At 59.6% G+C, this 22,745-nt stretch carries 18 protein-coding genes; 7 read left to right on the forward strand and 11 right to left on the reverse strand.

Annotated features, from left to right (window positions below; genetic code table 11):
• Positions 1-47 precede the first annotated feature (47 nt).
• The 7 genes from M2401_RS05830 to M2401_RS05860 all read right to left on the reverse strand — a co-directional run bounded on the left by M2401_RS05830 (position 48) and on the right by M2401_RS05860 (position 8,521).
• Positions 48-281, reverse strand: a complete 234-nt coding sequence (locus M2401_RS05830) for a hypothetical protein (protein ID WP_259100636.1) — start codon at positions 279-281, stop codon at positions 48-50.
• 75 nt (positions 282-356) lie between these two features.
• Positions 357-878, reverse strand: a complete 522-nt coding sequence (locus tag M2401_RS05835) for a DUF6586 family protein (RefSeq protein ID WP_259100638.1) — start codon at positions 876-878, stop codon at positions 357-359.
• Positions 879-984: 106 nt separating this feature from the next.
• Positions 985-3,591: a type I DNA topoisomerase gene (topA, locus tag M2401_RS05840; protein ID WP_259100640.1), complete on the reverse strand. Its 2,607-nt coding sequence runs from the start codon at positions 3,589-3,591 to the stop codon at positions 985-987.
• Positions 3,592-3,707: 116 nt separating this feature from the next.
• Entirely contained in the window at positions 3,708-3,944 is a 237-nt protein-coding gene (locus M2401_RS05845) for a DUF1653 domain-containing protein (RefSeq protein WP_259100642.1), read from the reverse strand.
• 100 nt (positions 3,945-4,044) lie between these two features.
• On the reverse strand, positions 4,045-5,220 hold the full coding sequence (gene fadA / locus M2401_RS05850) for an acetyl-CoA C-acyltransferase FadA (RefSeq protein ID WP_259100644.1): 1,176 nt from the start codon (positions 5,218-5,220) through the stop codon (positions 4,045-4,047).
• Between the two features lie 21 nt (positions 5,221-5,241).
• Positions 5,242-7,389, reverse strand: a complete 2,148-nt coding sequence (fadB, locus tag M2401_RS05855) for a fatty acid oxidation complex subunit alpha FadB (protein WP_259100646.1) — start codon at positions 7,387-7,389, stop codon at positions 5,242-5,244.
• A gap of 694 nt (positions 7,390-8,083) precedes the next feature.
• Positions 8,084-8,521, reverse strand: coding sequence for a hypothetical protein (locus M2401_RS05860; protein WP_259100648.1), 438 nt, complete (start codon positions 8,519-8,521; stop codon positions 8,084-8,086).
• Between the two features lie 101 nt (positions 8,522-8,622).
• On the opposite strand from M2401_RS05860, the gene M2401_RS05865 reads away from it, so the two are divergent.
• On the forward strand, positions 8,623-9,066 hold the full coding sequence (locus M2401_RS05865; protein WP_259100649.1) for a universal stress protein: 444 nt from the start codon (positions 8,623-8,625) through the stop codon (positions 9,064-9,066).
• Positions 9,067-9,189: 123 nt separating this feature from the next.
• On the opposite strand, the gene M2401_RS05870 is transcribed toward M2401_RS05865, so the two are convergent.
• Entirely contained in the window at positions 9,190-11,106 is a 1,917-nt protein-coding gene (locus M2401_RS05870) for an ATP-binding cassette domain-containing protein (RefSeq protein ID WP_259100650.1), read from the reverse strand.
• A 303-nt stretch (positions 11,107-11,409) separates the two neighbouring features.
• On the opposite strand from M2401_RS05870, the gene M2401_RS05875 reads away from it, so the two are divergent.
• A complete protein-coding gene (locus tag M2401_RS05875; protein ID WP_259100651.1) occupies positions 11,410-13,338 on the forward strand; it encodes a transglycosylase SLT domain-containing protein in 1,929 nt (642 codons plus the stop codon).
• Positions 13,339-13,510: 172 nt separating this feature from the next.
• Here M2401_RS05875 and M2401_RS05880 read toward each other — a convergent pair whose 3' ends face one another.
• Positions 13,511-14,317 (reverse strand): MOSC domain-containing protein, encoded by an 807-nt coding sequence (locus M2401_RS05880; RefSeq protein ID WP_259100652.1) that lies wholly within the window; start codon positions 14,315-14,317, stop codon positions 13,511-13,513.
• 67 nt (positions 14,318-14,384) lie between these two features.
• Positions 14,385-15,314, reverse strand: a complete 930-nt coding sequence (locus M2401_RS05885; RefSeq protein WP_259100653.1) for a chemotaxis protein CheV — start codon at positions 15,312-15,314, stop codon at positions 14,385-14,387.
• 546 nt (positions 15,315-15,860) lie between these two features.
• Here M2401_RS05885 and M2401_RS05890 point away from each other — a divergent pair.
• From M2401_RS05890 to M2401_RS05900, 3 genes are all read left to right on the forward strand, one after another.
• A complete protein-coding gene (locus M2401_RS05890; protein ID WP_259100654.1) occupies positions 15,861-16,325 on the forward strand; it encodes a hypothetical protein in 465 nt (154 codons plus the stop codon).
• A gap of 418 nt (positions 16,326-16,743) precedes the next feature.
• Positions 16,744-17,637 carry a sensor histidine kinase gene (locus M2401_RS05895; RefSeq protein ID WP_259100836.1) on the forward strand — a complete coding sequence of 298 codons (894 nt, stop codon included), beginning with the start codon at positions 16,744-16,746 and terminating at the stop codon, positions 17,635-17,637.
• Positions 17,634-18,293, forward strand: a complete 660-nt coding sequence (locus M2401_RS05900; RefSeq protein WP_259100655.1) for a response regulator transcription factor — start codon at positions 17,634-17,636, stop codon at positions 18,291-18,293. The genes M2401_RS05895 and M2401_RS05900 overlap by 4 nt, the downstream gene beginning before the upstream one ends.
• Positions 18,294-18,385: 92 nt before the next feature.
• Here M2401_RS05900 and yegS read toward each other — a convergent pair whose 3' ends face one another.
• Positions 18,386-19,300 (reverse strand): lipid kinase YegS, encoded by a 915-nt coding sequence (gene yegS / locus M2401_RS05905; protein WP_259100657.1) that lies wholly within the window; start codon positions 19,298-19,300, stop codon positions 18,386-18,388.
• 434 nt (positions 19,301-19,734) lie between these two features.
• Here yegS and M2401_RS05910 point away from each other — a divergent pair, with 434 nt between their 5' ends.
• Together M2401_RS05910 and M2401_RS05915 are read left to right on the forward strand one after the other, a co-directional pair.
• A complete protein-coding gene (locus M2401_RS05910; RefSeq protein WP_259100659.1) occupies positions 19,735-21,174 on the forward strand; it encodes an undecaprenyl-phosphate glucose phosphotransferase in 1,440 nt (479 codons plus the stop codon).
• Positions 21,174-22,628 (forward strand): mannose-1-phosphate guanylyltransferase/mannose-6-phosphate isomerase, encoded by a 1,455-nt coding sequence (locus tag M2401_RS05915; protein ID WP_259100661.1) that lies wholly within the window; start codon positions 21,174-21,176, stop codon positions 22,626-22,628. Before M2401_RS05910 ends, M2401_RS05915 begins: the two co-directional genes overlap by 1 nt.
• Positions 22,629-22,745 lie beyond the last annotated feature (117 nt).

A 22,745-nucleotide genomic window follows, 5' to 3' on the forward strand; every position in this document is an offset into this window, starting at 1 on the left:
ATTTCAAATCTATAGCCGCACGTTAAAAGAGCGCGGTGCCAGTAGACTTAGTGCAAAACCCGCGGCCCGCCGTCCTTCTCGATATCGCCTTCTGCCAGACGCCCAGCCATCTGCACGCCCATGCTCAACATCGCCTTGGCGACTTCAACATGCTGGCCGTGCAGGAAAACCTTGGCGTCTTCGGAGAAGTTAAGGGTCACCAAGGCGCCCTCGTCTTCGGCGCGACGCAACTCGATACGGCCGTCAGGCAATTCGACAATTTCAAGAAAAGAGGTGGGCATCAGGACAATTCTCCGCGAAAGGCGCGCATTGTAGCAGCTCACTGTCCCTGACCGTACCCCGGTAGTCGTCCGGCCTCAGCATTCACTCAAGCCTTCACGGAAGCGTATTGCCAGACCCTTGAGCTGTTGGCGCCAGCTTTCCAGCTCTTCGCGGGTCAATTCCACTTCCGGTTCATCGTCCAGATTGACCGCAACGATCAACGGCTGAGTGACATCGCCTTTCGGCTTCTTCGGCGCACTCGGCGGCAGGTACAGCGAGCGATAAGCGCTCAGCAGGCGTGCCAGCCAGGTCTCGGACTGCCCGGCCAGTTCGATCAGCTCGGCCATTTCCGGAATCTGCACTGTCTTGAGGACTTCCGGCGTCAGCAGGTCTTCCGCACGCGGGGAATTGGCCTGGGGCAGGCGATAAAAGCCGGCAATCTCATGGCACAAGCCCAGCAAGGCGCCATACAGGTGGAACAGGGCCGATTCGCGCTCGGCTTGCAACAACGCCTGAGAGTTGATCGCCCGCCCCTCCTGAGCCTTGCCCAGGGCCTCCAGGGAGAGGCCGGCAAAGTAAATCTTCTGGTTGGTGCGGGTATAGAGTTCGTGGGCCATGGCGGCAGCCTCATTAAAGTTGGGGGACGAGCACACCCCTGAAATAAAAAACCCTCGGTGTAACGGGTACACCGAGGGTCCATTCAGCCATTTAACCGGTCAGCGATCAACGCTTGTCTTCAACCTGCCAGGCCTTGCCGTCGAAGAAGGCGCGCCAACCAGTCGGTTTGCCCTCCAATTCGGTCTGCACATACTGCTCTTTGCTCTTGCGGCTGTAGCGGATCACCGCTGCACGACCGTCAGGATCCTTCTGCGGTGCATCGCAGAGGAAGTGATACTTAGGATCGATCTCAGCCTTGTGCGGCACGATCTCCATGACCAGCGGTGCACGGGTCTCGCGGTTTTTCGGGAACTGGCTGGCAGCCAGGAACAGACCCGAAGCACCATCACGCAGGATATAAGTGTCGTCGACCTTCTCGCACTTGAGTTCTGGCATCTTCACCGGGTCCATCTTCGGCGGCGCCGCTTCGCCGCTTTTCAGCAACTTGCGGGTGTTCTTGCAGTTGGTGCAGCCGAAGAACTTGCCGAAACGGCCGGTCTTGAGCTGCATTTCGCCGCCGCACTTATCGCACTCAACGCTCGGGCCTTCGTAACCCTTGATGCGGTAGGTGCCCTCTTCGATCTCATAGCCGGAGCAATCCGGATTGTTACCGCAGATGTGCAGCTTGTGTTTCTCGTCCAGCAGGTAGGCGTCCATCGCCGTGCTGCAGATCGGGCAACGATGCTTGCCACGCAGTACGCGAGATTCCGACTCACCCTCGTCATCCTCGGCAATCTCGTCGCCAGGGGTGAGGTTGACCGTGGCCTTGCAGCGTTCTTTCGGCGGCAGGCTGTAGCCCGAGCAACCGAGGAATACACCGGTGGACGCAGTACGAATCTGCATCGGACGACCGCAGACCTTGCACGGAATGTCGGTCATGACCGGCTGGTTGGCGCGCATGCCGCTGTCCGGCGCTTCGGCTACTTCGAGTTTCTTCTTGAAGTCACCGTAGAACTCGTCGAGCACGCTCTTCCAGTCACGCTCGCCCTGGGCCACATCATCGAGGTTCTCTTCCATACCGGCGGTAAAGCCGTAGTCCATCAGGTTGGAGAAGCTCTCGGACAGACGCTCGGTGACGATATCGCCCATCTTTTCGGAGTAGAAGCGGCGGTTGTGCAACGCCACGTAGCCACGGTCCTGGATGGTCGAAATGATCGCCGCGTAGGTCGATGGGCGGCCGATACCGCGTTTTTCCATTTCCTTGACCAGGCTTGCCTCGGAGTAACGCGCAGGCGGCTTGGTGAAGTGCTGTGTCGGATCGAGCTTAATCAGCTTGAGGTTGTCGCCCTGGGCCATGTCAGGCAGAACATCGTCGTCGCCCGGCTTGGTTATCTGCGGCAACACCTTGGTGTAACCGTCGAACTTGAGGATACGACCCTTGGCGCGCAGCTCGAAGGTTGCGGCCATGACGCTGACGGTGGTCGACAGGTATTGCGCAGGCGGCATCTGGCAGGCCACGAACTGGCGCCAGATCAACTCGTACAAGCGCTCGGCGTCACGCTCCATGCCCGTCAGCTTGCTCGGGTGGGTGTTGACGTCGGACGGACGAATCGCTTCGTGCGCCTCCTGGGCGCCCTCTTTGCTGCTGTAGACGTTCGGCGACTCCGGCAGGTACTTCTTGCCGAATTCGTTCTCGATGTAGTCACGAGCCATGCTCACGGCATCGGCTGAGAGGTTGGTGGAGTCGGTACGCATGTAAGTGATGTAGCCCGCTTCATACAAGCGCTGAGCCATCATCATGGTCTTCTTCACGCCGTAGCCCAGGCGGTTGCTCGCGGCCTGCTGCAGCGTCGAGGTGATAAAGGGTGCCGACGGCTTGCTGCTGGTCGGTTTGTCTTCACGCTTGGCGATGTTGTAGGCGGAGGCTTTGAGCTTCTCCAGCGCTGCCATGGCCTGGGCTTCGTTCAGCGGCTTGAAGGCTTCGCCGTTCTCGCGGGCCACTTCGAAGCGCACGTTGGCGCCCTTGGCGGTGCCCAGATCGGCGTGGACTTCCCAATATTCTTCGGGGTTGAACGCACGGATCTCGCGCTCACGCTCCACGACCAGTTTCACCGCCACCGATTGCACACGACCAGCGGACAGGCCACGGGCAATTTTCGCCCAAAGCAGCGGCGAGACCATGTAGCCGACCACACGGTCGAGGAAACGCCGCGCCTGCTGGGCGTTGACCCGATCGATATCCAGCTCGCCGGGCTGCGAGAACGCTTCCTGGATGGCCTTCTTGGTGATTTCGTTGAACACCACGCGCTTGTAGCGGCTGTCATCGCCACCGATGGCTTCGCGCAGGTGCCAGGCAATGGCTTCCCCCTCGCGATCCAAGTCCGTTGCGAGATAGATGGTGTCGGCATCCTTGGCGAGACGGCGCAGCTCTTCGATCACCTTCTCCTTGCCGGGAAGGATCTCGTACTTGGCTTTCCAGCCGTGCTCAGGATCGACGCCCATGCGCGAGACCAGCTGCTTGGCAGCCTTCTCTTTAGGCGTCAGTACCGGACCTTCGCCCACGGCGGCCTTGCCACGCTTGGCAGCAGGCTCTTTGGCGGCACTGGCCGAACCGCTGGTGGGCAGGTCTCGGATATGGCCGATACTCGACTTCACCACGTACTGGTTGCCCAAATACTTGTTGATGGTCTTGGCCTTAGCCGGGGATTCCACAATGACCAGCGATTTGCCCATGGATCAGAAAATTCCTGAATCTAGATATGAATGACAGTTGGAGCCAGATGTCGAGGCCCCGCTATATATAGTGGCTACAAGGTGAGGTCAAGCACAGGCTGTTGTGCGAACTCGCCTCAACCCTTGGAAAACAGACTGGGTTCGGCCTGGACCAAAGCAAAGCGCGGCACTTGTTCGCCGTCAACCTCGACTGACTCCAGAAACATGTTCAACGGCCGTACCCACAAGCCGTAATCACCATACAGGGCTTGATAGAAAACCACTTCTTCCTCGGTCTCGGAATGTCGGGCGACACTGAAAACGCGGTACTCGGGGCCTTTGTAATGGCGGTAGAGACCTGGCTGTAACTTCATATTGCGGCCCTCACAAGACACGAAAAAAAACTTCAATTTATTTTTTTACAAAAATACAAAAGCCGGGGCACCTGGCCCCGGCTTGTGTCACTCGAACGAATCAGACCCGCTCGAAGACCGTGGAAATACCCTGGCCCAGACCGATGCACATGGTTGCAACACCGAGGTTGCCGCCATTCTGCTTCATGACATTAAGCAAAGTGCCCGAAATACGGGCGCCGGAGCAACCGAACGGGTGACCCAGGGCAATGGCACCGCCGTGCAGGTTAACCTTCTCGTTCATCTTGTCGAGCACTTTCAAATCTTTCAGCACGGGCAGGGCCTGTGCAGCGAAAGCTTCGTTGAGCTCGAAGAAGTCGATATCGGCAATGCCAAGGCCGGCACGCTTCAAGGCTTTCTGCGTAGCAGGGACCGGGCCATAACCCATGATCGCCGGGTCCACACCCGCCACGGCCATGGAGCGGATCACCGCCATCGGCTGGATCCCCAGGTCCTGGGCACGCTGGGCCGACATGACGATCATGCACGAAGCGCCGTCAGTGATCTGCGAGGAAGTACCGGCCGTCACTGTACCGCCTTTCGGGTTGAAGGCCGGCTTCAACGCCGCGAGGCTTTCCAGGGTGGTTTCCGGGCGAATGGTTTCGTCGTAGTCGAAGACCTTGAGGAAACCGTTCTCGTCATAACCCTGCATCGGGATGATCTCGTCCTTGAACTTGCCTTCGACCGTGGCCTTGTGGGCCAACTGGTGCGAACGCACGCCAAAGGCGTCCTGCTGCTCACGGGTGATGCCGTGCATCTTGCCGAGCATCTCGGCCGTCAGGCCCATCATGCCCGAGGCCTTGGCCGCGTACAGGGACATATGCGGGTTCGGATCGACACCGTGCATCATGCCGACGTGGCCCATGTGCTCGACACCACCGATGACGAACACATCACCGTTGCCGGTCATGATCGCCTGCGCGGCAGTGTGCAGCGCGCTCATGGACGAGCCGCACAGACGGCTGACGGTCTGGGCCGCCGAGGTGTGCGGGATCTGGGTCAGCAGCGAGGCCATGCGGGCGATGTTCCAGCCCTGCTCCAGGGTCTGGTTGACGCAGCCCCAGATCACGTCTTCGACTTCGGCCGGATCGATCTTGTTGTTGCGCTCCAGCAGCTTGCTGATCAGGTGCGCGGACATGTCCTCGGCACGGGTATTGCGGTGCATGCCACCTTTGGAGCGGCCCATCGGAGTGCGACCGAAGTCGACAATCACGACGTCTCTTGGATTCAAACTCATAAAATTACTCCTCAAGGACGCTTAACCGAAGAAGCTCTGGCCATTCTTGGCCATCTCACGCAGCTTCGCGGTGGGGTGGTACAACGCGCCCAAATCAGCGTATTGGTCAGCCAGGGCAACGAACTCAGCGACGCCGATGGAGTCGATGTAGCGCAGCGCACCGCCACGGAATGGAGGGAAACCGATGCCGTAGATCAAGCCCATGTCGGCTTCGGCGGCGGTTTCGACGATGCCGTCTTCCAGGCAGCGCACGACTTCCAGGCACAGCGGGATCATCAGCCAGTTGATGATGTCCTCGTCGGTGACTTCACGCTGCTCGTAGATGATCGGCTTGAGCACTTCGAGTACGGCGGCGTCGGCCACTTTCTTCGGTTTGCCCTTCTTGTCGGTTTCGTAGGCATAGAAGCCCTTGCCGTTCTTCTGGCCCAGGCGCTTGGCTTCGTAGAGCACGTCCACGGCCGAGCGACGGTCGTCCTTCATGCGGTCGGGGAAGCCTTCAGCCATGACGTCGCGACCGTGGTGGCCGGTGTCGATGCCGACCACGTCCATAAGGTACGCCGGGCCCATGGGCCAGCCGAACTTCTCCATGACCTTGTCGATGCGCACGAAGTCCACGCCAGCGCTGACCAGCTTGGCGAAACCGCCGAAGTATGGGAACAGCACGCGGTTGACCAGGAAGCCCGGGCAGTCATTGACCACGATCGGGTTCTTGCCCATTTTCTTGGCGTAGGCCACGGTGGTGGCAACGGCTTCTTCGCTGGACTTCTCGCCTCGGATGACTTCCACCAGGGGCATCATGTGCACCGGGTTGAAGAAGTGCATGCCGACAAAGTTTTCCGGACGCTTGAGGGCCTTGGCCAACAGGCTGATGGAAATGGTCGAGGTGTTGGAAGCGAGGATGGTGTTTTCACCGACCTGGGCTTCGACTTCAGCCAGTACTGCCTGCTTGACCTTGGGGTTCTCGACCACGGCTTCAACCACCAGATCGACATTGCCGAAATCGCCGTAGGACAGCGTAGGACGAATCGCGTTGAGCGCTTCGGCCATCTTCGCAGGGGTCAGACGGCCTTTCTCGACGCGGCTGCCCAGCAGTTTCGAGGCTTCGTTCAGACCCAGTTGAATGGCGTCTTCGCGGATATCCTTCATCAGAATCGGCGTGCCTTTGACAGCCGACTGATAGGCGATACCGCCGCCCATGATCCCGGCGCCGAGCACGGCAGCCTGATTCACCGGTTTGGCGATGGCGTCGTAGACCTTGGCTTTCTTTTTCAGCTCCTGATCGTTCAGGAACAGGCCGATCAGACTCTTGGCAGCCGAAGTCTTGGCCATTTTGACGAAACCGGCGGCTTCGACTTCCAGCGCTTTTTCGCGACCGAAGTTGGCAGCTTTCTGGATGGTCTTGATCGCCTCGACCGGGGCCGGGTAGTTCGGGCCAGCCTGGCCGGCGACGAAGCCCTTGGCGGTTTCGAAGGCCATCATCTGTTCGATGGCGTTGAGCTTGAGCTTGTCCAGTTTCGGCTGGCGCTTGGCCTTGAAATCGAACTCGCCGGAAATGGCGCGCTGGATCAGGTCCAGGGACGCTTCACGCAGCTTCTCGGGAGCGACGACAGCGTCTACAGCGCCGGTCTTGAGGGCGTCTTCGGCGCGATTTTCCTTGCCGGAGGCAATCCATTCGATGGCATTGTCGGCACCGATCAGGCGCGGCAGGCGCACGGTGCCGCCGAAGCCAGGGTAGATACCCAGTTTGACTTCAGGCAGGCCGATCTTGGCCGTGCTGGACATGACGCGGAAATCCGCCGCCAGGCACATTTCCAGACCGCCACCCAGGGCGATACCGTTGATCGCGACGAGGGTCGGGACCGCAAGGTCTTCGAAGTCGCTGAAAATCTTGTTGGCTTCCAGGTTGCCAGCAACAAGCTCGGCATCCGGCAACTTGAAGTTGTCGACGAACTCGGTGATGTCGGCGCCGACGATAAATACGTCCTTGCCGCTGGTAACGATCACGCCCTTGACCGATGCGTCAGCCTTGATGGCTTCGATAGCCTGGCGCAGGTCATTGAGGGTGAGGCGGTTGAACTTGTTGACGGACTCACCCTTGAGGTCGAAATTCAATTCGACGATGCCACTTTCAAGAGCCTTAACCGTGATGGCTTTACCTTCGTAAATCATCAACTGATCTCCACGATATGGAAGCTGAACAATGCACGTCGAACGCTAGCGTCCGGCGAGACTAAGACGTCACCGCCAAATCACCATGCACACCCGCTGACGTGGTACCGGGTTCTGTAAGAGCCGTCTGACAGCCAAACGCTCAATTCATACGCCCGTTTGATTTGGGTACGCACACCTTCAGCCAAAACAGACGAATTGTCAATTCGACAGAACGGCCATAAATCCGGGCATATGCAGCAGTATCACCCAGGGTAATAGAGCCCCTTCGCCTCCCGTGGACGGGCCTCAAAGCCTGACCACAACGAAAAGTGTAGGGCAAAGTCCGCACGACTTTTTGCACCGCCGAGGAACATAAATGAAAATTTATTCGGCAATACGCGACAAAACAGAGCAGAAGGTCTACATTCAGCGCACTGCTTCAGCGAGGGATTCACGGCAACCTTGCATCGCCTGCCCTCCCGGAACGCCTACAGAATTATCGGCCTGCCTGGCCAACCCCAGCCCGATGTTGTTATCGGGCTTTTTAATGCCCGGGATTTGGCGGGCACATCCTGCGGGAGCGAATTCACTCGCGAAGAGGCCGATTCATCCGATAGATTTTTATCGTACGTCATACCGCTTTCGCGAATGAATTCGCTCCCACAGAGTTGCGGTGATTCGGTCGGTTTTGCATATTTTCCAGAGGGCGGCCTCAGGCCAGGGCTTTCAGCACCGCAGCAATACGCTGCAATACTTCCGACTCCCCCCGCTCCGCCCAGTACAGCGCAATCATCTGCTCATCCAGTTCGACCTTGTACACGTCGGCCGGCAATGTGCTGAATTGCGCCAGCAGCGCCTCATTCTCACAGGGTTCACGCCAGCGATTGACCCAGGTCCCAGGCTCGGTCTGCCAATAGGCCCAAGGCTTATTGCCCTTGTTGCGTCGCGGCAGATGCAGTTGCGGGCAGGGGCTCGGCGGCGCCACCGGCAACCAGTGCGGCCACTCCTGGGGCGCCAGTTGCATGCCCATGCCCATACGCCGGGCTTCCAGGCGCAGGGCCATCCTGCCATTCTGTCGCCGCGACGGCCGCAGCCAGATCAGCGGGCTCAACATGACGCCAATGATTGACAGCACTATCCAGACCGTCATATGTCTATGTCCTTGCCTTAAAACAACGAAAACAATGGCCTGCCAGTTTATGCATGAAAGAGCCATACTCATATCAACGCAATTCCCCGGAGGAACTCCTCATGCCCTACACACATATCCTGGTCGCCGTTGATCTGACCGAAGAATGCGACCCTGTGATCAAGCGCGGTCGGGAGCTGGCCCAGGCCAACGACGCCAAGCTGTCCCTGGTGCATATCGTCGAGCCCATGGCCATGGCCTTTGGTGGCGATGTGCCGATGGACCTGTCGCAACTGCAACAGCAGCAGTTCGACCAGGCCAAGGAAAAGCTTGAGGCGATCAAGCTCAAGTACCCGGACGTCAAGGCGGGCGACAGCCACCTGACCTACGGCCAGCCGCGCCAGGAAATCCACCAGTTGGCCAAGGAACACCACTGCGACCTGATCGTCGTCGGCAGCCATGGCCGACACGGCCTGTCTCTGCTGCTGGGCTCCACCGCCAATGACGTGCTGCATGGCGCGCCTTGTGATGTGCTGGCGGTGCGGCTGATCAAACCGACCAACTGACCGCACTGCGTGATGTGGGACCGGCTTTAGCCGGGAAGGCGATTTCCCGGCTAAAGCCGGTCCCACATGGATCACCGCAACAACCAAGAAAAAGCCCGATCATCGATCGGGCTTTTTTATCGCTTACTCGTCCAGCTCAGCCCAGCGTTCCAGCAGGGCATCCAGCTCACCCTGGCGGTTTTCCAGTTGCGCCAGAGTCGCGGCGGTCTGCTCGGCCGGCTTCTGATAGAAGCCTGGCGCGGCCATCTCGGCGGTCAGGGCAGCAATCTGCTTCTCGACCTCGTCGATCTGCCCCGGCAATGCTTCCAGCTCGCGCTGCAGCTTGTAGCTGAGTTTCTTCTTGGCCGACGCCACCGGAATCTCCTGGGCAGGCACCGGCACCGCCTCGACCACGGCGCTGGCCAGCTCGGCCTTGCCCGACTTGGTGTCGGTCACACCCAGCAGACGCGGCGAACCGCCCTGGCGCAGCCAATCCTGATAACCGCCGACGTATTCACGAACCTTGCCCTCGCCTTCGAAGACCAGGGTGCTGGTGACCACGTTGTCGAGGAATGCCCGGTCGTGGCTGACCATCAGCACGGTGCCCTTGAACGCCGACAGCACTTCTTCGAGCAACTCCAGGGTTTCCACGTCGAGGTCGTTGGTCGGTTCGTCGAGGACCAGCAGGTTGGCCGGCTTGCTGAACAGCTTGGCCAGCAGCAGACGCGCACGCTCACCACCGGACAGCGCCTTGACTGGCGTACGGGCACGCTGCGGGCTGAACAGGAAGTCGCCCAGGTAGCTCAGCACGTGGCGGCTCTGACCATCGATATCGATGAAGTCGCGACCTTCGGCGACGTTGTCGATCACGGTTTTTTCCAGATCGAGCTGGTGACGCAACTGATCGAAGTAAGCCACTTCCAGACGCGTACCCACTTCGACCTTACCGCTGGTCGGTTGCAGGTTATCCAGCATCAGCTTGAGCAGCGTGGTCTTGCCAGTACCGTTGGCACCCAGCAGGCCGATGCGGTCTTCGCGCTGCAGGACCATGGAGAAGTCCTTGATCAGCATCGGCCCGCCCGGATGGGCAAAGCTGACGTTTTCCAGGGACATGACTTGCTTGCCGGACTTGTCGGCGGTATCCAGCTGAATATTGGCCTTGCCGGTGCGCTCACGGCGGTCACTGCGCTCGACACGCAGGGCCTTCAAGGCACGCACGCGGCCTTCGTTACGAGTGCGGCGCGCCTTGATGCCCTGACGGATCCACACTTCTTCCTGGGCCAGGCGCTTGTCGAACAGCGCGTTGGCGGTCTCCTCGGCCGCCAGGGCCGCTTCCTTGTGTACAAGGAAGCTGGCGTAGTCGCCGTTCCAGTCGATCAGGCCGCCGCGATCCAGTTCGAGGATGCGTGTCGCCAGGTTCTGCAGGAAGGAACGGTCATGCGTGATGAACAGCACAGCGCCCTGAAAATCCTTCAGCGCTTCTTCCAGCCAGGCGATGGCACCGATATCCAGGTGGTTGGTCGGCTCATCGAGCAGCAGCAGATCCGGCTCGGAAACCAGAGCCTGGGCCAGCAGCACGCGGCGACGCCAGCCGCCGGAAAGCTCGGCGAGGGTCTTGTCGGCCGGCAGTTGCAGGCGGCTCAGGGTGCTGTCGACCAGTTGCTGCAAGCGCCAGCCGTCACGGGCTTCCAGCGCCTGCTGCACGTGCATCAGCTTGTCCAGGTCTTCTTCGGTGACGCAGTTCTGCGCCAGGTGATGGTATTCGGCGAGCAAGGCGCCAACACCGTCCAGGCCTTCGGCTACCACGTCGAACACGGTGCGGGCGTCAGCCACCGGCAGTTCCTGGGGCAACTCGCCGATCTTCAGGCCCGGCGCACGCCAGACCGCACCGTCATCGGGCTTCTGAACGCCCTTGACCAGCTTCAGCATGCTGGACTTGCCAGTGCCGTTACGACCGATGATGCACACCCGCTCACCACGGGCGATCTGCCAGGACACCTTGTCCAACAACGGCATGGCGCCGAACGCAAGGGACACATCGCTGAATTTGAGCAGGGTCATGAGCTTCTCCAAAAACCGGGCGCGCATTCTACCTGAGATATCGTGCGCGAAAGCCTTCTTTTATACCGGCGGTTTATTTCGGTACGACATGCCCCTCAGACAACCCCGAATCCTGTGGGAGCGAGGCTTGCCCGCGAAGGCGATTTTCCGATCGCAAAAGATGTGCCGCACGTGCCATTGCCTTCGCGGGCAAGCCTCGCTCCTGCGAATGGCGCTCTGCGCCCGGTCAACGGTGCTTTCGCCCCCGCCCTGCAAAAGGCTAAGCTAGCGCCACTTTTCACGATTCATCTGCTCGGAAGTCTCATGCGCAGTCGTTTGCTCAGTCTTTTTTCCTGCCTGCTTCTCTCGGCAACCGCTGCCCAGACCATCCAGGCAGCCGATCTCAACCAACAGCGCCAATACTACGACGAAGCCAAACGCGCTCTGGCCAAGGGCGATACCGGTCCGATGCGCATGTACAGCGCGGCGCTGGCCGATTACCCGCTGCAACCCTATCTGGAATATGACGAGCTGACGGCGCGCCTGAAGACCGCCAGCAACGAGGAAATCGAGAAGTTCCTTGCCGATCATGGCGACCTGCCCCAGGCCAACTGGATGAAGCTCAAGTGGCTGCGCTGGCTGGCTGACCGCGGCGACTGGGACACCTTCGCCAAGTATTACGACGTGAAAATGAATTTCACCGAACTGGACTGCCTCTACGGTCAGTACCAGATGAGCCACAACCAGCGCGCCGAAGGCTATGCCAACGCCGAAAAACTGTGGATGACCGGCAAGACCCTGCCGTCGTCCTGTGACGGCCTGTTCGGCCAGTGGGCCGCCGAAGGCCAGTTGACCGAGCAAAAGCGCTGGCAGCGCGCCAAGCTGGCCGCCCAGGAAGGCAACTACAGCCTGGCCAACGCGCTGGTCAACAGCCTCAACAGCCTGGCGCCACAAGGCCGCCTGCTGATCGCCGTGGCGCAGAAGCCCGACATGCTCAACAACCCGGCGCAATTCGCCCCGGTGGATGAAGCCATGTCCGACGTGGTCGGCCTCGGCCTGCGTCGCCTGGCCAAGCAGGACCCGCAAAAAGCCCTGGAAATGCTCGACGGCTATGCCGTACGCCTGCACTTCTCCCGCGAGGAGCAAGTCGCCATTGCCAAGGAAATTGGTCTGACTCTGGCCCGCCGTTACGACGATCGGGCTCTGGAAATCATGACCAAATATGACCCGGACCTGCGCGACAACACCGTCACCGAATGGCGTCTGCGCCTGCTGTTGCGCCTGGGCCGCTGGGAAGATGCCTACGAGCTGACCCGCCGCCTGCCCAAGGACCTGGCCGATACCAATCGCTGGAAATACTGGGAGGCCCGCGCCCTGGAACTGGCCCAGCCAAACAATCCGCTGATCCCGAGCCTGTACAAGGGTGTGGCCAAGGAGCGCGACTTCTACGGCTTCCTCGCCGCCGACCGTACGCAAAGCCCGTATCAGTTGCTGAACAAACCGCTGCTGCTGAGTCAGGCCACCATCACCAAGGTGCGCAATACCGCCGGTATTCGTCGCGCCCTGGAGTTTCATGATCGCGGCCAGGTAGTGGATGGCCGCCGCGAATGGTATTACGCCAGCCGCCAGTTCAACCGTGACGAAATGGTCGCCCAGGCCAAACTGGCCTACGACCTGAAATGGTACTTCCCGGCGATTCGTACCATCAGCCAGGCACAGTACTGGGATGACCTGGATATCCGCTTCCCCATGGCCCACCGCGAGACCCTGGTTCGTGAGGCCGGTGTGCGTGGCCTGCACTCGAGCTGGGTATTTGCCATTACCCGCCAGGAAAGCGCCTTCATGGACGACGCTCGCTCCGGCGTTGGCGCCAGCGGCCTGATGCAGCTGATGCCGGCCACGGCCAAGGAAACCGCGCGCAAGTTCAGCATCCCCCTCGCCTCTTCCGAGCAGGTGCTGGACCCGGACAAGAACATCCAGCTCGGTGCCGCCTACCTGAGCCAGGTGCACAGCCAGTTCAACGGCAACCGCGTCCTGGCCTCTGCCGCCTACAACGCCGGTCCCGGCCGCGTCCGTCAGTGGCTCAAGGGCGCCAACCACCTGGCCTTCGACGTCTGGGTAGAGAGCATCCCGTTCGACGAAACCCGCCAGTACGTACAGAACGTATTGTCGTATTCGGTGATCTACGGGCAGAAGCTCAACTCACCGCAACCGCTGGTGGATTGGCATGAGCGTTTTTTTGATGACTTGTGATGTCGAGTCACTTCTGACGTGACCCGGTAGTACGAATTGTGGGAGCGAATTCATTCGCGAAAGCAGTGCTCCAGGCGATGAAGATGCGTCGAATGTACCGGCCTCTTCGCGAATGAATTCGCTCCCACAGAATTCGCCCCCCACAGGGCTGCCACCTACAACTGGGCGATGCTTACTCCAACACCACCACTTCCATCCCCACCTCCAGCACACCCGGCCCGTCATTGACCATGTTCTGCCCAAACCAGATCTCGCCTTCGCGTTCGCGATAGGTCTTGAGGGTGGTCAAGGGTTCGCGGTCGGCATTGCGCTCGCCGGTCGCCGGGTCGATGGTGGTGAGAATGCAACGCGAGCAGCCCTTGAGCAGGCGGAACTCCATGGTGCCGATACGGATGCGTTTCCAGCTGTCCTCAGCAAAAGGCTCGGCCCCCTCCACCACCAGATTGGGCCTAAAGCGCAACATTTCCTGAGGCCGGCCGATGCGTGACGACAGATCATCCAGGGAGCCCTGGCCAATCAACAGCAGCGGGAAGCCATCGGCAAAGCTCACGCGGTCCTCGATGGCGCCGTAACCGCTGGGCAGCCAGCGCGCGCGCTCGTCCGGCAAATGAACCATACGCGTCGGCTTGCCGAGGAACTCACTGACCCAACGGGCCGCCTCGTCACCGGCATCGGGCACGCGCAAGGTATCGCGCCACACGGTCACACCGCGCAGGTTTGTTTCGATATCTTGCGGGAGAGGCACGTCCAGGGGAGAAAGCCCCGGCGCCGAGAGGGTCACGCCGCCTTTGGCATTCCACAACACCGCCAGCTGCGACATCTGCGGCAGCGCGCGCTGGGTGAAAAAGCGTCCGCTGGCTTCATCCACCAGCATCCAGCGTCGATCCCCGGCCAGGCCGAGGCCATCGAACGCTGCTTGCTGCAACGGCTCGGGCTTGCATGACTTAAGGGGGAAACGATAGAGCGCACTGAGATGCATGACCTGATCCTTGAGAATTTAAGCTGCGACAAGCAAGTCGCAGCTTAATGACAGGTCGGGCTGATACTCAAGCGTTGACCAGCATGATGCGCTCACGCACCACATCGACCAGCTTGTCCGGCTGGAATTTTGAGAGGAAGTTGTCGCAGCCGACCTTTTTCACCATCGATTCGTTGAAGCTGCCCGACAGCGAGGTATGCAGAACCACGTAGAGGCTGCGCAGGCGCGGATCGTCACGAATTTCCGTGGTCAGGCGGTAACCGTCCATCTCCGGCATTTCTGCGTCGGTGAACACCATCAGCAGCTTGTCGGTCATGACCACACCGCTGTCAGCCCAGGCCTTGAGCATATTCAGGGCCTTGAGGCCGTCGCTGGCGGTATGCAGCTTGACGCCAAGCTGGGACAGGGTGTCCTTGAGCTGAGACAGAGCCACCTTGGAGTCGTCGACCAGGAGGATTTCCCGACCGCGAGCCTGTTCCAGTACCGGGTCTTCGAGCTTTTCGCGGGAGACCTTGGCATTGTAAGGAACGATTTCAGCCAGGACCTTCTCGACGTCAATGATCTCAACCAACTGGTCATCGACCTTGCTGATGGCCGTCAGGTAGTGCTGGCGACCGGCGCTGGTCGGCGGCGGCATGATCGCTTCCCAGTTCATGTTGACGATGCGGTCCACGCCACCGACCAGGAACGCCTGCACCGAACGGTTGTACTCGGTGACGATAATGGTGCTGTTCTCACCCGGCACCAAAGGACGCATGCCAATGGCCTGGGACAGGTCAATCACCGGCAGGGTCTGGCCACGCAGGTTGACTACACCACAAACGAATGGATGACGCTGGGGCATCAGGGTCAGTTTCGGCAGTTGCAGGACTTCCTGCACCTTGAACACGTTGATCGCGAACAGCTGTCGACCGGCCAGGCGAAACATGAGGATTTCCAGGCGATTCTCGCCCACCAGCTGTGTGCGTTGATCTACCGAGTCGAGAATGCCAGCCATTTAGAGCTCCTGAAGCGAGGTATACAGTTGAGTCCGCTAACCTGTTATCGGCTGAAAGCAGCCGGACCTTAATTGTTATAAAATGCCACGCCAGCCCATTGATGTCACATTAACATCATGCTCTACTGGCATCCGTCTTCCGACCTACACGCTCAGTGCGTGGGCCTTACTGCCCCTAGGGGTACGCCTTACCAGCAATCGGGGCTGACCCGATATTCCCAATATCTAATAGCCATTATTGTGACGCCATTCTCATTGCATGAATGGAGTCAGGCTTTTGTTTGCGTTCACGGCCAGCCAATCGAGCAACACCTTCAAGCGTCCTCGACAGGGCGCCGCTGATGCCATGCTTGCCTGTGCAGAACACATAATGCTCGCAAACAATATCATTACGCCATCACTTAGCAATAGTGCTGCAATGCAGAATGCCATTAGCTGGCAACAATCGGAATCGTCCTACAGACTTTCCTTTGAAATCCGCATTAACTTCCAGCCACTCGCCGCGCCGCCAAGTCGGTCGCCATCCATGACGTGTGGAGATGAAGCATGCTGAACGAGCAAGAATGGCAGCAGGAACACTGCGAATTTCTCAGCGAATCCGAGACCCTGCTATTGCGCTCGGAGGAGTGCCTGGCGCATCTGGAACTCATCGCTGATGACCGCGACGCAATCGATTGCCTGCTGGCATCGCTGCGCAATCTGACAGTCAAGGCAGACGTCGCCTGCGTCGAACGCATCGCCGCATTTACCCGGCAACTGCACGATCTATTGGACGCCGCCTGCCCCCGCGTCGCCCTGCAAGGCGACCCCCTGCATACTCTGAAAAGCTGCATCACCCTGCTGGCCTGGCAGATTGAGTTCATTGATCGACGCAGCGGGCAGATGCCGCTGGATGACAGCGAACAACGCGAACTGCTTGAACGCCTGGCTTTCCAGTGCGGCCTCGACAGCCCACAGGCCTGGGCCAGCCAGTCGCAAAGCGACAGCCTGACCTGCCAGCCCCATGCCTGAGGGCCGCGTCTTAGCGCAACAATGCCCGCAGCATTTATCCAAAAACGACATTTCAACCCGTTATAACGCTGTATCGACGTCAATCACGACATGAAATAGCAAGTTTATGATTAGCCTGCTTGCCAATGCCGGAAGACATATCGATAAGTCGGGCTGAATCTAGCCCACTCAAAACAATAGCAGTGAACCAAAACTTTTGATCAGCCGGACAAGATAAGTTCTCGATAATGCTTGGCGGATTAACTGATAGTCTTATTTAATACGATCATATGATGAATTGTTGCAACATTGAGGTAATATCACGACCCGAGAATTGATCACGGCTTTCCGGAAACTGTGCCAAGACACAGCGACTGACATTGACCTGAAATGATTGATTCAGGTTATCCGCAGTGACCACCCGATGGCTCCAGCCGCTATGCACGTCAGCACCCGATATTCAAGGCTTTGGCCGCTCAGTACGAAAAACTCCCGCTGGCTCACAGCTGTCCTGTGTATCGGTTCTATTGCAGGCAATATCGCGCTTTATCTGACATCTTCAGAGTTTCCAGTGAGCCTGCTGCTGCTCAACCTGGCCGCCCTTGCCAGCATCCTGCATAGCCAATTACGCACCGACCACTCGATCAAATTCCAGCCTCAGGAGCTGGCCGACCGCATGCTCGAAGTGCAGGAAACCGAGCGTCACCGGCTCAGCCGCGAACTGCACGACGATATCGGCCAGATGCTCACCGCCGCCAAGATGCAGTGCGAATGGCTGCAACGGCGCCTGCCTGAAGAGTTGTGCACCTACAGCATTCAGCTTACCAATACCCTGGACGAGACCCTGGAAAAGGTCCGCGACCTGTCGGCCATCCTCAACCCGCGGCAGCTGGCCAGCCTGGGCCTTGAAGCCAGCCTGCGCGCCCATCTGCTGCGCACCCTGGCCGACAGCCAGGTGCACTGGAGCCTGGAATGCCATCAGCGTCTGGCGGGAATTCCCGAAGAGATGTCGATTGCGGCCTTTCGCATCACCCAGGAAGCAGTGACCAATATGCTGCGCCACGCCCATGCCAAGAACCTGCTGGTACGCCTGCAACGTCTGCCCGAGGGCCTGACCCTGCTGGTGACCGATGATGGCCTGGGCTTCGACCCGGCGCCCAATCCCGGCCAGCAAGGCCAGCGCGGCATGGCCGGAATGGCCGAGCGCGTCGCGCTGCTGGGTGGCACCTGGTCGGTGCACAGCGAGCCCGGCCGTGGCACGCAGATCAACGTGCTGTTCCCCTGGGCACCACGCGCCCATGAAAGAGCCCACACGAACAAGAAGCCAACATGACCTGCAATTTGCTATTGATCGACGACCATTCGCTGATCAGGGCCGGCGTGCGCGCCCTGGTAGCGGATATCCCTGGCTACGCGGTGATCGGCGAAGCGGCCGACGGCAGTCAGCTCTCGGAGCTGGCACTGACACTGCAACCGGACATCATCCTGCTGGACATCTCCATGCGCGATACCAACGGTCTCGATGCCCTGGAAAAACTTCGCGGCGTGCTGCCTGACAGCAAGGTGCTGATCCTGTCGATGCACACCGAGCCGGATCTGATCATGCGCGCTCTGGAGATGGGCGCCCACGGCTACCTGCTCAAGGATGCCACCGCCACTGAGCTGGAACAGGCCCTCGAAGCCCTGCGCAACGGCGAGCGCTACCTGAGCCCGGCCATCGCCCACACGGTGATCAACCAGGCCCTGACCAGCGTGCAGGCAAACAAGCCTGAAGCCATCGAAAACCACAACCTGACCGGTCGCCAGCTGGAAATCCTGCGCCTGATCGTGCGCGGCAAATCCACCCGGGAAATCGCCAGCGGCCTGGGCTTGAGCATCAAGACCGTGGAAACCCACCGCTCGCAGATCATGAAACGCCTGCAGATCTACGACGTTGCCGGGTTGGTACTGTTCTGCGTGCGTGAACAGATCATCAGTCTGGATGATTGAGTGGTCAGATAGTTCCTCAGCAAACCGTAGGAGCGGCTTCAGCCGCGAGATTGCCCTTCCGGCTAAAGCCGGTCCTACGGGTCGACATCGATTCAGGGAGCGATGTGTTGTTGCTGCGCATGCCGCTTCAATAACGGCGAATGGTTCGGCAAATGCATGCGCAACGCCCCGCTGCGTACTTCAAAGCGTAAATGCTCACCGGACAGCGGCTCGCCGTCGAGATTGATATCCAGCCCCTGCTCCGACTTCAACTCGACCCAGGGCAATCGCGCCCGGACGAACATATTGTCCAACCCGAGGCCGCCTTCCAGCAGCCCCTTGAGGGTGCCGACCAGTTCCTTGGGCGCAGGCAGAATACTGACGTCCAGCAGGCCATCATCGATCAGCGCTGTAGGGCAAAGCACATGCCCGCCACCGGCTTGACGGCCATTGCCGATACCCAGTGCCAATAACTCGCCACTCCAGTGAAAGTCCGGGCCGCTCAGCTCACCATGAACGGCGCGCAACTCGCTGAAACGTGACAGACCGGTAAACAGATAGGCCGCGCCCCCCAGCACCTTCTTCAGATCCTCAGAGGTATTGGCGGTCACCTGACTACCGAACCCGCCGGTCGCCATATTCAGAAACAGATTACCGTCTACCGCCCCCAGATCGACGCTGTGAACCGGCGCATCTAGCAGGTCCAGCGCTGATTTTGGCAGCAGGCCAAGACCGGCTGAACGGGCAAAGTCGTTGGCCGTACCCAGCGGCATCGCCACCATCGACGCTTCTGACCCGGCCATGGCTTCGGCGATATCGCGCAACGTGCCGTCGCCGCCGCCGGCAATGATGTGCCGATGCCCGGCAGCCAGGGCCTCAGCCACCAGACGCTGAGCGTCGCCGCCCTCCCATGTCAGGCGTACATCGATATCCCAACCTTGCTTGCGCTTGGCGTTGACCGCCTCGCGCACCTCTTCGTTGAGGGATTGTTTACCGTGAAGAATCAGAATTGCCCTGCGCTCGCTCATTACCGCTCCCTCTGGAGAATCCGTTGCTTGCGATGTGGACCGCAGCCGCCATGAAAAAAGCCATACAACGAAAAAAGTAATCCCCGCAATCATTGGGCCATCATGAAAACGGGATCCACTTCATCCGTCCAGCCATGTGACAGATGCTGTTCCATCAGCTTTACTCAAGCCAGACACCCGTTTGAGTGCCTTTTCCCGCTGTCTGAGTGGAAAACTCCTACTCACTAAGTCATTAGTACCTTGGCGCAAATATTAATTTCCTGACAACACACGTAAAAATTAATCTGCAAAAACACTCGACACGACAAAATAACGTCTACATTTAACAAAATCGTAAAAATAGTCATTTTATTGACTTTAGTTGATGCGTGCGTCTGGATTCCGGGAGCTGGCACCCGGCGCCATTCATGGATCGAAGCAGTGGGGGGAGCATTATGCGGTTGCAACCTGTTGACAGTCTTTTGCTCACACGTACCAGCCTGATCGAATACTTCCTCTTCGGCGTGCGCTTGATGCACGGCATCACAGCACTGGTCCCGGGCCTGCTGATTCTCGCACTCTGGCATGACGCCAACACAGCCACGCCCCCGGACACCTACTACTTCACCCTGACATTTTTCGGCTTTGTCTGCGTCCTGCTGTTCCAGGCCCTTGGGCTGTACTCCGAAGCCGTATTCAGCAACGCCCTGCGCCTGCGCCTGATCCTGATTGCCTGGTCGGCGGCCTTTGTCATGCTGCTGTTCATGCACCAGGCCCTGAACTTGTTCATCTTCATCACTCCTGACCAACTGGTGGTCTGGTTCATCGCCAGCCTGGGGCTTTTCTACGTCGAGCGCGTCGGCATGCTGGCCATTTTCAAGCATCAGATGAAAAAGGGCTTTTTCCTGCAGAACGCGGTGATTCTCGGCGCCACGGAAAACGGTCAGCGCCTGGCCGAATACATGCTGGAAAACCAGGACATCCGCTCCGGCGTCTCGGGTTTCATTGACGACCGTATCGGCCGTTTGCCCAAAACCGTGGCCAATCTGCCGATGCTGGGCAACTCCAGTGATCTGGAACGGCTGATTCGCGAAGAGAAAGTCACCCAGGTACTGGTGGCCCTGCCCTGGACTGCGGAAAACCGCATGGACTACATCATCCGCGAACTGCGGCGGCTGCCGGTTAACGTGCTGCTGGTGCCGGACATGATCGCCTTCCGCCATGCCCACAACCGCATCACCGAAGTCGCCAAGCTACCGATGTTCAATGCTTCGGACATGCCACTGAGCGGCTGGTCGCCGTTCTTCAAGCGCGCTGAGGACATTGTGTTTTCATCCCTGGCGCTGCTGCTGTTGTCGCCGATCATGTTGGTGGTGGCCCTGGCAATCAAGCTGGACTCCCCCGGCCCCGTGCTGTTCCGGCAGAAGCGCTATGGCTACAACAACCGCCTGATTCAGGTGTGCAAATTCCGCTCGATGCATCAGCACCAGGCCGATGCGACTGCGGAGAAACAGACCACCCGTGGCGACGCCAGGGTTACCCGGGTCGGCCGCTTTATCCGCAAGACCAGCCTGGATGAACTGCCCCAGTTGTTCAACGTGGTCGCCGGCAGCATGTCCATGGTCGGCCCACGCCCTCACGCCACCGCCACCAAGGCGGCCGGGATTCTGTTTGAGGAAGCGGTGAAGGAGTACACGTCACGCCATCGAGTCAAGCCAGGCATTACCGGCCTGGCCCAGATCAATGGCTACCGTGGTGAAACAGACACCGTGGAGAAGATCGAGAAACGCGTGGAGTTCGATCTTGAGTACATCGAAAACTGGTCCGTCTGGTTCGATATATACATCCTTCTGCGCACTGTTCCGGCAGTGCTCTTCACTCGCGAGGCCTACTGATGAGTACTCTCATCCCCTGCATCATCGCCGGCGGCTCCGGCACCCGACTCTGGCCAGTCTCGCGGGAAGCCATGCCCAAGCCGTTCATGCGTCTTCCCGATGGCGAAAGCCTGCTGCAAAAAACCTTCTTGCGCGCCACCGGCCTGCCCGGCGTCGACCGGTTGCTGACCGTGACCAATCGTGAAGTGTATTTCCGCACGATGGACGACTACCGCACGCTCAACAAAGGCCGCTGCCAGCTGGACTTCATCCTCGAACCCTTTGGCCGCAACACCGCGCCGGCCGTTGCCGCGGCGGCCCTGCACGTCTCCCGCCTGTACGGTGACGACGCGCAATTGCTGATCCTGCCCGCCGACCACCTGATCAGCGACCTGCCCGCCTTCACCCAGGCCGTACAGGACGCCCGCGCCCTGGCGGATCAGGGCTGGCTGGTAACCTTTGGCATCCGCCCGACCAAGGCCGAGACCGGCTTCGGCTATATCGAACAGGGCCCGGCGCTGGCCCATAACGGCCATCAGGTGGCGCGCTTTGTCGAAAAACCTGACGCCGCCACCGCGCAAAGCTATCTGGATGGCGGCCTGCATCTATGGAATGCCGGGATGTTCTGCATGCGCGCCGATGTGCTGCTGCGTGAACTGAGCGAGCACGCCCCAACAGTACTGGCCGCCGTGGACACCTGCCTGAGCAATAGCGCGACCAAACAGGGCCAGCGCGAACTGCAGATCGAGCTGGACAGCGACACCTTTGCCCTGGCCGAAGACATTTCCATTGACTACGCATTGATGGAACGCTCGCAGAAAGTCGCGGTGATTCCCTGCCAACTGGGCTGGAGCGATATCGGCTCCTGGCAGGCCCTGCGCGAACTGGTCCCGGCCGATGCCAATGGCAACCAGTGCAATGGCCAAACCGTGCTGTACGACGTCAGCAACTGCTACATCGACTCCAAACGCTTGGTCGGCGCCATCGGCCTGGACGACCTGATCATCATCGACACCCCCGATGCGCTGCTGATTGCCGACGGCAAGCGCAGCCAGGAGGTCAAGCTGATCGCCCAGGAACTCAAGCGCCAGGGCCACGACGCCTATCGCCTGCACCGCACCGTGACCCGGCCGTGGGGCACCTACACCGTGCTCGAGGAAGGCAAACGCTTCAAGATCAAACGCATTGTCGTGCGCCCGCAAGGCTCGCTGTCACTGCAAATGCACCACCATCGCAGCGAACACTGGATCGTGGTCAGCGGCATGGCTCAGGTCACCAATGGCGAGCGCGAATTCATGCTCGACACCAACGAATCGACCTTTATCAAACCCGGCCATACCCATCGCCTGGTCAATCCGGGGGTGATCGACCTGGTGATGATCGAAGTGCAGAGCGGCGAGTACCTGGGCGAGGACGACATCGTGCGCTTTACCGATATCTACGGCCGTGTGCCTGCCGAGGCGGCCAAGACCTGACGGGGTTTTCTGCCCGGATACGGGTCTGACGGGCCGAGGCCTGTCGCATTGGCACGTATCCGGGCGTTTTATTGCAACACGCTGCAACGTAACTGCCGACATGATGTTTTACCCGAC

This window comes from Pseudomonas sp. JUb42 (assembly GCF_024807945.1).
Lineage (GTDB): Bacteria > Pseudomonadota > Gammaproteobacteria > Pseudomonadales > Pseudomonadaceae > Aquipseudomonas.